Here is a 16,388-nt window from a genome sequence, read left to right as displayed (position 1 = left end):
ATGAATGATAGATAGATTATAAAATGTTTGAAAATTAAAAGATATAGAATAGAATGGAAAAGTATAAAGTGAAATTAGATAAAAGAGGGTTCCTATATGTTTAAGAAATGGTTAATTGTTTTTTTTATTTTTGCTATTTTTTGTGGGAGTGTCGCTGCACTAATATATGCAAATAAAGATAAGAAATATAATTTGAAGGCATTTTCAGATTCTAAGAATAAGGATGGAAATGATAAACCAAAAGTTGATGTAAATCAACAAAAACGTTATGAGGTTGCAGCAACGAAACTAGATCAGTATTTAAAAGATAAAGGGTTTAACGGAACGGTTCTCGTGGCGGATAAAGATAATGTGGTTTTACGAAAAGGATACGGGTATGCGAATGTAAAAGATAAAATTTTAACAACGCCAAGAACAAAATATCGCATCGGTTCCATAACAAAAACAGTAGTTGCAATATCTATATTACAGCTAAAAGAAAAAGGGAAATTAAGTATAGAAGATAATGTGAATAAATATATTCCGTCGTTTCCGGCAGATAAAAATATTACGTTAAGAAATTTGTTAACACATACTTCCGGATTGCCAGAGCAGGGACAAGGTAGAGTTGATGCGGCATCACGTTTAAAGTTAGTAACATGGATTGGATCTCAAAAACTTGAATTTCCTGCAGGAACGGGATGGAGATATACAGATTATAATTATATGGTGCTTGCATATATTGTAGAAAAGATAACAAATGAACCACTTGCTGACTATGTGAAAGAAAACATTTTTACTACTGTTGGAATGCATGAATCTGGGATGGGTGCCACTTTCCCAGGAGATATGTTTTTAGCAGAAGGATATACGAAAAAAGATAATGAGTTAATAGCTACGCCTCGTTTAAGAATGAGTTGGCTATATGGTTGTGGTGAAATGTATACAACTGTTGAAGATATGAAAAGGTTAGATGAGGCAATTATAGATGGTAAATTGCTTTCTAAACAAAGTTTATCAGATATGTTTACTGTATCGCCCGCTAGAAAGTATGGATTTAGTTTCTACATTAATGCAGATTATAATCATAATCATGGAGTATTAGCTGGATGGAACACATTTAATAATTTTAATGGAGATAAACGAATTTTTGTAATTCTTTTCTCTAACGTACAAAATGGAATGAACGATACATTTAATCAAGAGTTTAGAAAGATGGCGAAAGATTTAATAGAAGGAAAATAATTATTTAAAAATCGGTATTGATATGAAATTATCAATACCGATTTTTTTATTTAGTAATGTTTTATTTAGTGAACAAGCAGGTATGAGAGGGGATTAATATTAGAATAAATTTATGAAGGAAGTTAAATGATATTAATGTTAAATATAGGGAATGCGTTTTGTGAATGTCATCTATTTGTATTGAACTTATGTGATTATCATGCGGAAGAATAATTGGTAATTTTTACATTGATGAAAAAGCTTGAGCTTCACACTATGTTAAGCCTTACATTATTGGAGACATGAACAGGAGGTTGCAAAATGAAAAAAGTAGTAAAGTTTTGTTTAATAGCTACATTATCTACAACGATTATTAGTGGGTGTTCTTTTGAAGGGGGTAATGAAAATGCAAAAGGGAAAGAGAGTGAAAAGGTAGAGGTACAGAAAAACGCTGGAAAATATACGATGCCGGATGAAAAAGATAAACATGAAGGTACATGGCTACAATGGCCACATGAATACACATATGGTCAAGAGTATAAGCAGGAAGTTGAACCTATTTGGATTAAGATGGCAAGTGTTTTAACTGAGGGTGAAAAAGTCCACATTTTTGCATATGATGAGGAGGAGAAAGAGCGAATCAATAAGCTTTTAATAGATAAAGGGCTGAATATGGATAAAGTTGATTTCTTTATCGCTCCTACTGATGATGTGTGGGCAAGGGATAGTGGTCCGATTTTTGTTTATGACAATAATAAAAATCTAAAAATATTAGATCCAGCATTTAATGGTTGGGGGAAGAAAACTCCTTATAAAAATGATGCCCGTGTACGTGAGAATGTTAGTAAACAATTAGGGATTGAAAGAATTGATTGGGGGAAATTCGTCCTTGAAGGTGGCGCAATTGAATTAGACAGCAATGGGACTGCTTTATTAACACGAAGCGCAGTAACGAATAAAAATAGAAATCCTGATTTATCAGAAGAGGAAATTGAAAAATATATAAGTGACCTTGGGGTGACAAACTTTATTTGGTTAGATGGAGTGCCTAATTTAGATATTACTGATTTTCATATTGATGGATTTGCTAAATTCCATGATAAATCTACCATTGTAACGATGAAAGAAGATGACTTGGCTGAATGGGGCTTGTCAAACAAAGATATGGATAAATTGTTAGATGCAAAAAATGCTTCAGGACAGAAATATAAGTATGAATACTTACCGCTTAGTAAAGATAAAGTTACTTTAGAAGGTGGAAAAACTCTCGATTATAAAGGATCGTATATCAATTATTATATTGGAAATAAAGTTGTATTGGTGCCTAACTATAATGATCCAAATGATAAAATCGCAAACGATACGATTCAGAAGTTATACCCAGATCGCAAAGTAGTGGGAATTGACGTGAGAGAACTTTATAAAAATGGCGGCATGATTCATTGTGTTACACAGCAACAACCGATTCAATTGAAGTAATCGATTTATAGTTTCGTTATGTTGCTTTATAGACAAAATAGGTGAAATACTATCTTTACTTATTTTGTCTTGTTTTAACATCTGTAATAAGAAATAAATGTATAATTTTAATGTAATGATAATCAAATATAATTATATTGTCATGATTGTTTTATATGGAAAAGGAGAAAAATATTTGTGTTGAAGAATTTTAAAATAGTATTTTCGTTTTTCCCTATCGTTCTACAGTGCATTATAAATGTAGCTTTGATCTGTTTGGGAATTGTTTTAAGTGTGTTTCTTATGAAAGAAGTCATTCAATTTATACAAGAACTGAAATTGAGTGGTGAGGAATCTAGTTATCATTTAATTGATAGCATTGTCGTATTCTTTTTATATTTTGAATTCATCGTAATGATTATAAAGTATTTTCAAATGAACTTTCATTTTCCATTACGTTATTTTATATATATAGGTATTACGGCTATTGTTCGTCTAATTATTATAGACCATGATAGTCCAATGGATTCATTGTTATATGCTTGCGCGATTCTTGTATTAATTAGTGCTTTATTTATTGCAAATTCTAAAATAATGCGTCGTGATTTAGAAGAGTGAACATTAGTTGTTTAAATCAAAAAAAGATGTTTTATCTTTTGGTAAAAAAGGAGTAAAGATATTGAAAGAAATAATTTTAACCAGTTTCATAATAATAGGGTTTATGATTCTACTATTTAATTGTATACTTTCGTAATTTTAAAGGATAAAAAGTTAAAAAGGGAAGAGGCTTTTGTAAATATGGTACATTACAATAATCAAAATAGTTTACATCAAATATTTACATTAAAGGGGACAGTTATAAGAGATATTTTCCCGCAAATTTTATTATATATATGCGTTTCAACGATAGTAACTGTGATTAATTATTATTATGTAGAAATAAAAATTAATCAAACTCCTTGGGTAATTGTTGGAGGGGCTTTAGGTCTACTGTTAGTTTTTCGTACTAACACTGCGTATGATAGATATTGGGAAGGTAGAAAGTTATTTGGCACGATTGGTGCTTGTACTAGAAATTTAGCAGTTAGTTTTTTATGTTATTGGGAGTCCGAAGGGAAAAAGAAGGATCAGGAAAAACTAAAATTTTTACATCTATTAATTGCTTTTCCAAAGATAGCGAAAGGACATTTGAGAGACGAAAAAGATTTATCCGAAATAAAAGCATTGTTTGATATTTGTTCTGAGAAGGAAAAAGAAATGTTGACTGAGTCTATTCATTTACCGATTAGTATAGTTTTTATGTTAAAAACTATACTATCAAAAGGTTTGAAAACGGGTCAAATTCATCCAAGTGCAATAATTAATATGGAAGCTGATTTGAATACTCTGCTTACGGCTGTGGGTGGATGTGATCGTATCAAAACAACGCCTATTCCTTTTGCATATTTTGCTCATATTAAAATTTTACTGCTCATATTTTGCGGGACTTTATCGATTGGTCTTGTTGATAGTCTTGGATGGTTTACAGTACTTGCAACTACGTTTATAAGTTTTGCATTTATAGGGATTGAAGCAATAGGGATTGAAATTGAGGATCCATTTGGTCAGGATCCAAACGATCTTCCGCTTGAAGCAATTTGTATAGGGGTAGAAACGCATTTAGTGAATTTATATAATCAAAACGCTCTATCAGAAGTAATGGATTTGAATCTTGATAAAAAAATCATCTAATCCTTCATTGTGTACGACGATTAAAATTTAAAAATCTTGTCAAGAGTCAGTTTACGGCTTAACGACGGCTTTATATTTTTTATATAAATATATAATATTTCTCCGTGCTATAATCCATTCATGAAATGTGCACGTTTTAAAAATTGTAATGAAAAGAGAAATGAATTGGGCAATAGTGGGCTTATTGAAATCAGTTATTCAATCATTATTAAAAAGTGAGGTAAATAATATGGAACAAAAACATAATGGAATTATTTTTACTGCAATACCAGATAAATCGAATGAATATTATCGACCATTTTATGAAGACTTGATTTATTTTAATGAATATTTAAACGAAAACAAAGCATTTACCGATCAACTTATATCTTTATCTGTTGAAGAGCAAGACTTTCATACAAGCTTTTTTGAGTATGATGATATTTGGCTAAGAGATGTTGCTCCAGTTGTAACAAATCATCTAGTTAAATTTAAATATCAACCAAATTACTTACCGAAAGATCAAGGGCGATATTTAGATCAACAATTTAATAAATGGTTGAAAAAGAACGACTTTGAATATGTGACATCTCCATTGATATTAGACGGTGGAAATCTTATTTGGAATAAAAAAGATACTGTAATATTAACGGAACGCATATTTGATGATAATTATGATTGGACGGAAGAAGAAATTATAGAGCAACTGGAATGGGATTTAGATGTGAGTCGGGTTATTATTATTCCTGCTGAAGAGGGAGATGTACTTGCACACGCAGACGGAATGGTTAAATTTATTGATGAACATACAATGTTTATTAGTGACTTTTTAGGGGATCATGAATTTAGATATAATGTTCAAGAAATTATTCAAGAGCAAATGCCAGAAGCTGAATTTATAGTTGTTCCTTCATCATATACAGAGAAAGGACAATATGATCAAGAAATAGCATCGGCAAAAGGTTTATATATAAATATGTTAGAAACATGTGATACGCTTTACGTTCCTAAGTTTGGATTAGCTAAAGATGAGGAAGTTTTACGATATATTCAACAGCGTACTGAGAAACAAGCTATTCAAATTCATGTAGGAGAAATATCGACAATGGGAGGCGCGATGAATTGTTTAACGTGGTATTGTCCTAGTCATTTGTTACCTTCAAAAATGAAAAGGCTGAACGATCAGAATGAAGGTTCTTCAATCAGAAAAATATTTGATTGGTTTTAATAAATAAGCTTATATAAGAAAATGTATTCAAGGGGTATTTATATGTATACAATTACTGAATTTTCACGGATTTGTAAAATGAGTACACGAATGTTAAGGCATTATGATAAAGAGGAAATATTGAAACCAGCATATGTGAATCCGGTAAATGGATATAGATATTATGAGCAAGGGCAGCTTGAAATAGCGTTGAAAATTAAAAAGCTAAGGGAGTACAAATTCCCTTTACCGAAAATTAAAACAATTCTTCAATCATCAGATCAAGATTCATTTATTACACATATGCAATCGCAAATTATAGAGTTGTCTCATGAGGTGAAACAAAATTTACAGGTTATTTCAGAAATGAATGAAATGGTAAATATGAATCATGGTCTAAATATTGCCTGCCATAGAAGTTACGATATATTAATTGGAATGAGAAATGAAATGACGGTAATTGCTCAAAGACTGCAAATAGATATAGATGATATGGATGATTATTTTTATTCCTTATATGAAAAAGTACAAAAAAATAGCTTACGAATAGTCGGTTCTCCATCCACAGTTTTTTATGATGAAGAGTATATTCCAAATCACAGTGATATTGAATTAAGAATTCCGATTATGGCTGAGGATAATAAAGGCGTATTACAAGAGTGCGAAATAAAAAAGCTAAATCAGCATCAACTCGTTGCTACTATGCATTATGGCAGCTATGACTATATAGGCTATGCTTATATGGCATTAGAAGAGTGGGTGGAAAGCAATGGCTATATAATAGATAGTCACCCATATGAAGTCTATATAAAGGGACCTGAATGTGATTGTTTAGTAGAGGAGTATGTTACACAAATTTGTTTTTTAGTTACGAAAATAGAATGAGAATAAGGATTGACATTAACATTATGTCAATCCTTATTCTATATATGTAAGCAATTTATCATAATAAAAAGGGGAAAGAATATGAAAAGAAAAATTTTACTTATTTGTCTAATTCTTAGTATGGTATGGATCTCAGCGTGTACTCCTGAAGTAGGAGAAGGTGAGAATGGTAGCTCTGTTCTACCTAATCAGTTGCCGAAGAATGTAGTATTTAAAAATGGTACAATCTATACTTCAAATGGAAAGCAAGACATCGTAGAGGCTGTAGCCGTTAAAGAAGGGAAAATTACATTTGTTGGTTCAAACAAGGATGTAGAGGGATTTATAAATGAAGATACGAAAGTGATGGATTTACAAGGGCGTTTTATCCTCCCTGGTTTTGTGGACAATCATAATCATATATTTGAAGCGAAATCACCAGCAGCAGGGAATTGTAGTGTCTCACCAGATGCTTCGCTGCAAGAACAACGCTCGTATTTAAAAGCGTGTAAAAAAGATGTAAAAGAAGGGGAATGGATAAGCGGAACTGGATTTAGTTTAGAAGAGCTGTTAAAAGATATGGACGAAAAAACAGAACAACAAACTCCATTACAAGTTCTAAATGAGTTATTTCCTAATAATCCAGTATTAATTATGGAAAGAACCTCTCATTCTGTATGGGTTAACTCGAAAGCATTGGAGTTAGCTGGGATAAATAAAGATACGAAAGATCCGCAAGGCGGAAGAATCATTCGAGATCCAGAGACAGGAGAACCGTTTGGGATTCTTTATGATACAGCTGGAGATATCGTGATGGAAAAAGCATGGAATTCCCAGCCGAACCTCTTTGAAAAAAACTATGAAGGTTTGTTGGACGGATTAGATGAGGTTGCGAAGAATGGTATTACTACAGTCGGTGATGGACGTCTCTATTGGAAGCGAGGCTGGTTAGATGTTTGGAATAAAGTTTATGATGAAAAAAAGCTAACGTCACGAGTAGTACTTCGTCCATGGGTATATCCGAATTTAAATGAAGCAGAACAAATGGAGTATTTCAAAAAAATTAAACGTGATGATTTGTCATCCCGAATGCTTATAAATCAAGTGAAAATGTATAGTGATGGAATTAGTATTAATAGTACAGCTAAAATATTAGAAAAATATAAGTTTGAGTGGTTTAAAGGAACTCCATATGGTTTGAACTATATTCCAGAAGAAAAAATGAAATGGTGGTTGACTGAACTTAATAAAATTGGTTATGGTGCATTGATTCACGCGATTGGAGACGGCGGGGTAAGAGAGAGTTTAAATGCAATTGAAGCTGCGAAAAAAAGAAGGGGCAAACCAGCCGTATACGCTCACGCACGTGGAAATGGTAGAAGATAGTGATATAAATCGTTTTGCTAAATTAGGTATTAGCGCTGATTTTCAAGTAGGTCATGATTTTGCGGAAGATCCTAAACAAAGCTGGGCAAGTACGTATTTTTCAGATCAACAGATGAAACGAATTATGCCGTTAGGGCGAATTTGGAAAACAGGAGCAAATGTATCGCTTAGTAGTGATTGGGATGTAAATGAACTGAATCCACTTGTGACGATTTCGAATGCATTAAGTATTGATGAGAAAGGCTTATCCGATGTACATGCAGCTATTGATGCTTATACAATTAAGCCAGCCAAAGCATTAGGTCTTGATAACATTACTGGCTCGATTGAAGTAGGGAAATCAGCTGATATGGTATTACTAAATGAAGATATTACTAAAATGAGTGCCGATAAGATTCCGAATGCGAAAGTTTTAGTGACGGTTTTACAAGGAGAAGTAGTGTATCACAAGGAGAAATAGCGAGTAATCTTATTTGGTTGCCACAAGTAAATGAATATATTTCTGTTGACCTTAACACGATGTCAAAGTTTAGACTGAACTTACATTCGAAGAAGGGGTGAACATGTATGAGAAATATGGAAAATAGTTTGTTTTATATGCCTGCAGAATGGGAAAAACATGAGGGGACATGGCTTCAATGGCCTCATGACAGAACCCATAGAGGTGAAGGTTACAGAGCTAAGTTAGATGATATTTGGGTAACGATGGCAAAGGAGCTTCATTATGGAGAAAATGTGCATATTGTTGTATACGATGAAGAAGAAAAAGCACATGTCCAATCGAAGTTAATTGAAGCGAAAGTGAATATGGTTAAAATTGATTTCTTAATTCAAGAAACTGATGATATTTGGATCAGAGATAATGGGCCTATTTTTGTGAAAAATAAGGAAGAGGATTTTTCATTAACACATTGGATTTTCAATGGTTGGGGGAATAAATACCCGCATGAAAAAGACGCTGTTATTCCAGAGAAAATAAGTGAAATGTATAGCATTCCAAAAGTTGAATCAAGTGTCTGTCTAGAAGGTGGAGGAATAGAGATAAACGGAAATGGAACCTTAATGGCGGCAAAAACTTCTATTATAAATGAAAATCGAAATCCCACACTAAGTCAGGAAGAGATTGAAATGGAGTTAACGAAGTACTTGGGAGTAACGAATTTCATATGGATAACTGGTATTCGCGGTGAGGATAATTATGATGAAGATACGGATTACCATATTGATGGGGCAGCGCGTTTTGTAAATGAAAATACGATTCTTTATGAATATGATCCTTTTGGGGAAGGAGAGTCGTACCTTTTAGAGGCGCACGAAAAGCATTATCAAGAATTGCGAAAAGCGAGAAATATAGATGGAAATCCATTTCAACTCATTCCAGTACCGGTAACAAGAAAAGTGGTAAAAGAGGCAGACTGTAAAGGTTCGTATTTGAATTTTTATATTGGCAATGAAGTTATATTGGTTCCTATATACGGTGATGAACATGATAAGTTAGGGCTTCAAATTATTGAAGGGCAATTTCCAGGTAGAAGAGTTGTTGGTGTTTATGTAAACGAATTGTATGCGTATGGTGGTATGATTCATTGTGTGACGCAGCAGCATTTAGAATAAAGTGATTCAAATGAAAAAAGCATGCAGAGCATAACTCTGCATGCTGCTTTCTATAATGCTGAAAACTCTTCAACAAGTTGGGTGAATCGATTCAATGCACTTTCAATTGGCTCTGGTGTAGTTAAATCAACACCAGCTTTTTTCAGTAGGTTTAATGGATAGTCAGAACTTCCACCTTTAAGGAATTCAATATAGTTTTTCTGTGCATTTGGATCACCGCTTAATAATTTATCGGCGATTTGAATGGCAGAGGCGAATCCCGTTGCGTATTTGTACACGTAAAATGGACGATAGAAATGAGGGATTCTAGACCATCCATATTTTACTTCTTCATCAAACATAAGTGAATCACCGTTATATTCTCTAAATAGCTTTTCATAAATTTCGCTAAAGACTTGGGCATTTAATGGTTTACCTTGCTCGGCCATTTCATGTGTGTTTTTTTCAAATTCTGCAAACATGATTTGTGTAAAGAAGGTACCTTTAAAGCTATCGATAAAGTAGTTAATTAAATGATTACGTACGTTCGTTTCTTTCGCTTCTTTTAATAAATAGTGAATTAATAACACTTCATTTACGGTAGAAGCGACTTCTGCGACAAAAATGGAATAATGTGCAGAAATTCTTGGCTGGTATCCGTGTGAGTAATGCGTATGCATTCCGTGACCACATTCATGAGTAAGGGTGAAAAGGCTATTTAAATCATCGTGATGATTTAAAAGAATGAAAGGATGAACACCGTATACACCAAAATTATAAGCGCCAGAACGTTTTCCTGGTGTTTCTCTCACGTCTATATATCGTTTATCTTTAAAGCTTTTTAATGTTTCGATATATTCTTCACCTAAAGGAGCTAGTGACGTGATCATTATATCAAACGCTTCGTCGTATGGAATGTCTTGTTTTACACCTTTTACTAAATCAACACTCAAGTCGTATTGTCTTAGTTCATCTACATTTAATTTTTCTTTTCTAAGTTCATTATACGTATGTAATGATTGAATGTTTTTTTTCGTCGTATCGATTAAATTTTCATATACTTCTTTCGGAACCATGTCGCCAAATAATGATTTTTCTAAAGCTGATGGATATTTTCGTAGCTTTGAAACAGTAACATTATTTTTAATAGCTGCGGACAAAGTAGAAGCGATAGAGTTTTTCAACTGAATATATGGCTTGTAATAAGCTTTATAAGCTTCTTTACGTTTCTCACGATTCTCATCTTCTATTAACTTTGAATACATTCCACGTGTTAAGTTTACTTTTTCTCCATCATCAGTAGTCACTTCACCAAAAATTATATCTGCATTATTTAACATGCCAAATGTATGCTGCGGGGAGGAGAGTGCTTCACCCATTTGTGATAAAATCTCTTCTTGGTCTTTATTCAAAACGTGTTTTTTATAGCGGTATAATTCGAATAAGTCTTCTTTATAATAGTGTAAGCCTTCTGTTTCTTCTATGTAAGAATGTAATGTGTTTTCATCTACACTAAGCAAGAATGGGGAAAAGAAAGATTTAGCCGCACTTACTTTCACGTGTAATTGTGATACTTTATCGACAAGGGATTGAGCGTCAGTATCGCGTGTATCAAGATCAGATTGTAGTCTTGCATAAGCGAACATTAAAGATATTATGCTAGATATTTCTTCACTCTTTGTTAAATAAGCTAATAAACTATTGCCATCGTGAATATTTCCGTTAAACTTGTGTAGTTCATTCGTTAATACTTCAATTTTATGAAAGTCGCTTTCCCAATCTTCAATTGTATGGTAAATGTCCGTTAAATTCCATTTTTCTTTATCAGCTACTTGTAGTCGATCTTTAAGTTCTGTCATAATCATTTCCTTTCTAAATATGTAGTTATGTTCCTATATAACTATGAAATACAACAAATTGCAAAAAATCCCTGCTGGAAAATAAAAAGCCTTGCCGGAAATGGCGAGGCTTTAAAAGTTTAATGTAATGCCAAACGTTGAATGTAAAAGATTTTTATATTGCTCTTCTGTAACTGTTTCTTTCGTTTTTTTACCGTTTTTCGCTATTGTAAGGCTATCTTTCGTTAAAGAGGCATGCCCATTTTCAGTCAGTTTTACAATAAGAGGTACTTTATTAAAAGGGGAATCCTCATGTTCAACGATAATTTTTTGTGCTGCATTTGCTTTTTCCACATTTACTTCTTCCAAGTGAAATGCATAACCTACTGTCCAATCATTAGTAGAAGATTGATCTAGAAACTCATTGCTTTTACGCATTTCTAAAATATAATTACCTTTTTCAGTCGTTTCTTTACGAATACGATAGTCGCCTGTTACAGAATGAACGATCTCACCTGAGAAAGGAACAGGGGAAAGGGGTAAATATGATCCGAAACCTACTTCAATTAAGTAAAGTTCATTATGATATTTTAAAACTGTTGCGATATGTCCAGAATCCACAGCCCATATAGAGTTTGCATTGTTATAAACTGTTCCTGAAACGAGATGAACATCGAATTTAGAGTCTTTAAGGAAGTAATACATAGTCGGATTCAATTCATAACAAAGGCCGCCACGGTTGTTTATTAAAATTTTTTCTTTTAGATTTTCTTTTGATATTTCTTTAAAGTTGTTTTCGAGAATATTTAAGTTTTCAAAAGGGACAGATTGTGACATTGCATACATAATGTTAGGTAAATCTTTAAAAGAAACTATTTCTTTATTCTTTATATTTAATCGTGCGAAAAATTGTCTTTGAAAGTCTGTCATTGAAATCCCTCCGTTATGCTTTTATAGGTAAATTGTAAACAAAATTGAGTAAGATGTGAATTTTAAACTATGTTGAGATACTTGTGGAATATGTGAAGTTACATGAAAAATAATGTGAGAGATTAAAAGATTACTACTTTACTAACTGTAGAACGAATATTATAATAATTTTAATAAATTATGCAAACGTTTTCTTGAAGGGGATGGTGTAAATATGTTGAAAAGGATTATGGTAGTCTGTTTATTGTTTATTTTACTTTTTCCTAATATATATGAGGGGAATAAGGCGGAAGCAGCAACGATAAACAATGGAACATTAATGCAGTATTTTGAGTGGTACGCTCCGAATGATGGGAATCATTGGAATCGTTTGCGTTCTGATGCTGAAAATTTAGCCCATAAAGGAATTACATCTGTATGGATACCACCTGCATATAAAGGGACTTCACAAAATGATGTAGGATATGGAGCGTATGATTTATATGATTTGGGGGAATTCAATCAAAAAGGAACGGTGCGGACGAAATATGGGACAAAAGCACAGTTGAAATCTGCAATTGAAGCTTTACATAAGCAAAGCATAGATGTGTATGGTGATGTAGTTATGAATCATAAAGGTGGGGCTGATTATACTGAAACCGTAACAGCTGTAGAGGTAGACCGAAACAATCGAAATATTGAAGTGTCAGGTGATTATGAAATTAATGCATGGACGGGGTTTAACTTTCCAGGACGCGGAGATTCTTATTCTAATTTCAAATGGAAATGGTATCATTTTGACGGAACGGATTGGGATGAAGGAAGGAAATTAAATCGAATTTATAAATTTAGGGGTATAGGTAAAGCGTGGGACTGGGAAGTGTCTAGCGAGAATGGGAATTATGATTATTTGATGTATGCAGATCTTGATTTTGATCATCCTGATGTTGTGAAGGAGATGAAAAATTGGGGAACGTGGTATGCGAATGAATTAAATTTAGATGGCTTTCGTTTAGATGCTGTTAAACATATTGATCATGAATATTTACGCGATTGGGTAAATCATGTCAGACAGCAAACGGGGAAAGAAATGTTTACAGTGGCTGAATATTGGCAAAATGACATTAAGGCCTTAAATAATTATTTGGCGAAAGTCAATTATAATCAATCTGTGTTCGATGCACCGCTTCATTATAATTTTCATTATGCTTCAACAGGAAATGGGAATTATGATATGAGAAATATTTTAAATGGAACAGTAATGAAAAATCACCCTGCACTCGCAGTTACTCTCGTTGAGAATCATGATTCACAGCCTGGGCAGTCATTGGAATCTGTAGTAAGTCCGTGGTTTAAACCGCTGGCATATGCATTTATTTTAACACGTGCAGAGGGCTATCCTTCAGTTTTTTATGGTGATTACTATGGGACAAGCGGAAAGAGTAGTTATGAAATTCCAGCGTTAAAAGATAAAATTGATCCGATTTTGACGGCACGAAAAAACTTTGCATATGGTACGCAGCGTGATTATTTAGACCATCCAGATGTGATTGGCTGGACAAGAGAAGGCGATGGTGTACATGCTAATTCTGGTTTAGCGACATTAATCTCTGATGGACCAGGAGGATCAAAGTGGATGGATGTTGGAAAGAATAACGCTGGGGAAGTATGGTACGATATTACGGGTAATCAAACAAATACTGTAACAATTAATAAGGACGGATGGGGGCAGTTCCATGTAAATGGAGGCTCAGTTTCCATATATGTTCAACAGTAAATTGGTGATGAAAAAGAAGGGGCAGACTAAAATATAAGTTTTCCTCTTCTTTTTTTACATTCTGCATAGTTATTAAAGTATGACACCTTTACTTCTTACAAAACATATAGTATGATGATTTCAATAAATTAGATTTCAATGAACATAAAATATAAATTAATGAGAGGTGCTTTTTGTGAGTGCGGTAGGTACTAAATAGGAAAAATTTAATGAAATAAATCGGATAAGACCAGGGGATTTTTATGTACATCATACCCCTAATTTTGTCATGGATTTATTTCGAAACCTATGAAGATACCTACAATACTTTATAAAGCTTGTAATAATAGGGATTGCCATATACTTTTTAGATGGCTTATTTCCTTATACGTTATTACACTTGCCTTGTAAATGTAAAAGCTGCGGTATCCCCGCAGCTTTTTTGTATATGTTTTTAATGTATAAAAATGGTAATTGAATAATATAGAATTCATTGGAATCTAATGAGTAGGTATCTTCATTGATGATAGAAATCAATCATAGTGAGGAGAAACAAAATGAATACGATGACTTTTGAAAAGTTACAATATAACGAATTAATGGAAATAGTGAAATCTTATTGTGTAAGTGGTTTAGGTAAGGAATTATTAAATAAATTAGAGCCGAGTACGAGTATAAAAGTAGTGAGAAATCGCTTAAATGAAACGACAGAAGCACGAGCTATAGTAGATGCAGAAGGGCATGTGCCTTTTTTCGGAATATCCAATATCGCTAGTACAATTCAAAAATTAGAAAAAGGGATGATTTTAGATCCAGCAGAGTTAGTGAGCGTTTCAGACTTTTTACGTGGGTGTCGAAAGATTAAAAAGTTTATGCTAGATAAAGAATTTTTTGCGCCAGTATTAGCTTCTTATGCAAATTCAATGACTGAATTTAAAAGTATTGAAGAGGAAATTAACTTTTCAATTAAAGGAAATAGCATTGATGCAGCGGCTAGTAAAGAGTTAAAACGAATTCGAAATAACATTGATTCTGTAGATGGAAAAATAAAAGAACGTTTAACGAAGTTTTTAAATAATAGTGCAAATAAGAAATATATTCAGGAATTCTTTATTAGTAAAAAAGATGATCGCTATACGATTCCAATCAAATCTACCTATAAAAATCAAGTTGCAGGAAGTATTGTGGAAGCATCTGCAAAAGGTTCTACTGTATTTATAGAACCACATACGGTTACAAAATTAAATGCGGAACTAGCAAGTTGGAAAGCAGAAGAAGCGATGGAAGAGTATCAAATTTTAGCGACTTTATCAGGAATGATATTAGAAAATATTTATCATATAAAAATTAATATGGAACTGATTAGTCAATATGACATGGTATTTGCGAAAGCGAAGTTTAGTAAAAGTATCGATGGAATAGAACCGAAGTTAAACGATCATGGTCACATTCATTTAGTGAATTGTAAGCATCCGCTTTTAAGTGGAAAAGTAGTACCATTAAACTTTGAAATCGGTCAAAACTACCGTAGTTTAATTATTACCGGGCCGAATGCGGGCGGGAAAACGATTGTGTTAAAAACAATAGGATTGTTAACATTAGCGACAATGTCAGGTTTGCACATTGCTGGAGATAAAGAAACAGAAATTGCTATTTTCGAAAATGTGTTTGTAGATATAGGTGATAATCAAAGTATTGAAAATGCACTAAGTACATTTTCATCTCATATGAAAAATCTGTCTGAAATTATGAGGATGTCAAATAATAATACGTTACTACTATTTGACGAAATAGGAAGCGGCACAGAACCAAATGAAGGTGCGGCGCTTGCGATATCTATTTTAGAAGAATTTTATCTAACGGGATGTATTACAATTGCGAGTACGCATTACGGAGAAATTAAACGATTTTCAGAAATGCATGGTGATTTTATGAACGCAGCAATGCAATTTAATAGTGAGACATTGGAGCCTCTTTATAAATTAGTGATCGGTAAATCTGGTGAAAGTAATGCACTTTGGATTGCAAATAAAATGAATGTAAAAGAACATGTACTGCAAAGAGCGAAAGAGTATATGGGAAATAAAGAATACGCTATAGAAAAAGTGAATGAAAGCAAAATTAGAAAACCGAAATTCGTGCAAGAAAAAAGAGAAAATGACTATGAATATAAAATCGGTGACCGTGTGAATTTATTGGATCATGATGATTTTGGTATCATCTATAAGGAAAAAGATAATTTCTATAATGTCGTTGTATATTATAACGGTGAATTCGTTGAAGTGAATGTAAAACGTATTACTTTAGAGGTAGCGGCGAAAGAATTATACCCAGAAGGATATGATTTAAATACACTATTTGTCGATTATAAAGAAAGAAAAATGCAACACGATATTGAGCGCGGATCGAAAAAAGCGCTTCGTAAAATTGAAAAAGAAATTAGAAAGAATAGAGGGTAATATAA

The 16,388-nt window shown here is 33.0% G+C and carries 11 protein-coding genes and 1 pseudogene; 10 read left to right on the top strand and 2 right to left on the bottom strand.

Translation table 11 applies throughout. From position 1 onward, the window contains the following. The first annotated feature begins 96 nt into the window (after positions 1 to 96). From MHB76_RS16540 to MHB76_RS16505, 8 genes and pseudogenes are all read left to right on the top strand, one after another. Positions 97 to 1,224: a serine hydrolase domain-containing protein gene (locus MHB76_RS16540; RefSeq protein ID WP_078174137.1), complete on the top strand. Its 1,128-nt coding sequence runs from the start codon at positions 97 to 99 to the stop codon at positions 1,222 to 1,224. Between the two features lie 300 nt (positions 1,225 to 1,524). Next, on the top strand, positions 1,525 to 2,682 hold the full coding sequence (locus tag MHB76_RS16535; RefSeq protein ID WP_078174136.1) for an agmatine deiminase family protein: 1,158 nt from the start codon (positions 1,525 to 1,527) through the stop codon (positions 2,680 to 2,682). Between the two features lie 177 nt (positions 2,683 to 2,859). Then, positions 2,860 to 3,279, top strand: coding sequence for a phosphate-starvation-inducible protein PsiE (gene psiE / locus MHB76_RS16530; protein WP_002111042.1), 420 nt, complete (start codon positions 2,860 to 2,862; stop codon positions 3,277 to 3,279). Between the two features lie 180 nt (positions 3,280 to 3,459). Continuing rightward, entirely contained in the window at positions 3,460 to 4,392 is a 933-nt protein-coding gene (locus MHB76_RS16525; protein ID WP_078174135.1) for a bestrophin family protein, read from the top strand. A 229-nt stretch (positions 4,393 to 4,621) separates the two neighbouring features. Next, entirely contained in the window at positions 4,622 to 5,599 is a 978-nt protein-coding gene (locus MHB76_RS16520; protein WP_078174184.1) for an agmatine deiminase family protein, read from the top strand. Between the two features lie 42 nt (positions 5,600 to 5,641). Further along, entirely contained in the window at positions 5,642 to 6,463 is an 822-nt protein-coding gene (locus tag MHB76_RS16515) for a MerR family transcriptional regulator (RefSeq protein ID WP_078174134.1), read from the top strand. An 81-nt stretch (positions 6,464 to 6,544) separates the two neighbouring features. Further along, positions 6,545 to 8,288: pseudogene (locus MHB76_RS16510) on the top strand (amidohydrolase). Positions 8,289 to 8,395: 107 nt separating this feature from the next. Next, positions 8,396 to 9,442 (top strand): agmatine deiminase family protein, encoded by a 1,047-nt coding sequence (locus tag MHB76_RS16505; protein ID WP_078174133.1) that lies wholly within the window; start codon positions 8,396 to 8,398, stop codon positions 9,440 to 9,442. Between the two features lie 50 nt (positions 9,443 to 9,492). On the opposite strand, the gene pepF is transcribed toward MHB76_RS16505, so the two are convergent. After that, positions 9,493 to 11,280 (bottom strand): oligoendopeptidase F, encoded by a 1,788-nt coding sequence (gene pepF, locus MHB76_RS16500; RefSeq protein ID WP_078174132.1) that lies wholly within the window; start codon positions 11,278 to 11,280, stop codon positions 9,493 to 9,495. A gap of 111 nt (positions 11,281 to 11,391) precedes the next feature. Continuing rightward, complete coding sequence (locus tag MHB76_RS16495; protein ID WP_078174131.1) at positions 11,392 to 12,189, bottom strand: arylamine N-acetyltransferase family protein; 798 nt, start codon at positions 12,187 to 12,189, stop codon at positions 11,392 to 11,394. Positions 12,190 to 12,403: 214 nt separating this feature from the next. Between MHB76_RS16495 and amyS the strand changes: the two genes are divergently transcribed. Both amyS and MHB76_RS16485 read left to right on the top strand, forming a co-directional pair. After that, positions 12,404 to 13,945 (top strand): alpha-amylase, encoded by a 1,542-nt coding sequence (amyS, locus tag MHB76_RS16490; RefSeq protein ID WP_078174130.1) that lies wholly within the window; start codon positions 12,404 to 12,406, stop codon positions 13,943 to 13,945. 536 nt (positions 13,946 to 14,481) lie between these two features. After that, positions 14,482 to 16,383, top strand: coding sequence for an endonuclease MutS2 (locus MHB76_RS16485; RefSeq protein WP_078174129.1), 1,902 nt, complete (start codon positions 14,482 to 14,484; stop codon positions 16,381 to 16,383). Positions 16,384 to 16,388: the final 5 nt, after the last annotated feature.

The sequence above is a fragment of the Bacillus sp. FSL M7-1345 genome (assembly GCF_038006985.1).
GTDB lineage: Bacteria > Bacillota > Bacilli > Bacillales > Bacillaceae_G > Bacillus_A > Bacillus_A cereus_U.
Note: the sequence above shows the minus strand (reverse complement) of the source record. Positions and strands in the feature narration are given on the sequence as shown.